1 protein-coding gene is annotated in these 411 nt (G+C 66.2%); it reads right to left on the bottom strand.

Translation table 11 applies throughout. The annotated features are described in order from the left end of the window. Nucleotides 1-411, bottom strand: a 411-nt coding sequence (locus ACLJNW_RS23350) for a DUF3418 domain-containing protein (RefSeq protein ID WP_410961104.1), incomplete at both ends; no start/stop codon positions are given.

Here is a 411-nt window from a genome sequence, read left to right as displayed (position 1 = left end):
CTCGCGGGCGTACCATTTCTCGAAACTGGCGGTCTGGTAGATGTCCGCCGGCAGGCGCGCGTCGTAATAGGCGAACAGGGTTTCCTCGTCGGCCAGGATGTCGCGCCGGCGCGCCTTGGCTTCCAGCTCGTCGAGCTTTTCCAGCAACTGCCGGTTGGCGCTCAGGCACTTGGCGCGGCTGTTGATCTCACCGCGCACCAGGCCTTCGCGGATGAACAGCTCGCGCGCCACCGGCGGGTCGATCGGACCGAAGTGCACCGGACGTCGACCGATGACGATGAGGCCGTAGAGGGTGACCTGCTCGAACGCCACCACCTGGCCGCGACGCTTCTCCCAGTGCGGCTCGAAGTGGTTGGTCTTGATCAGGTGCCCAGCCAGCGGCTCCAGCCAGTCCGGCTCGATCTTCGCGAC

The organism is Salmonella sp. SAL4457 (assembly GCF_046548235.1).
GTDB lineage: Bacteria > Pseudomonadota > Gammaproteobacteria > Enterobacterales > Enterobacteriaceae > Salmonella > Salmonella enterica.
This window is presented reverse-complemented; position numbering and strand designations above follow the sequence as displayed.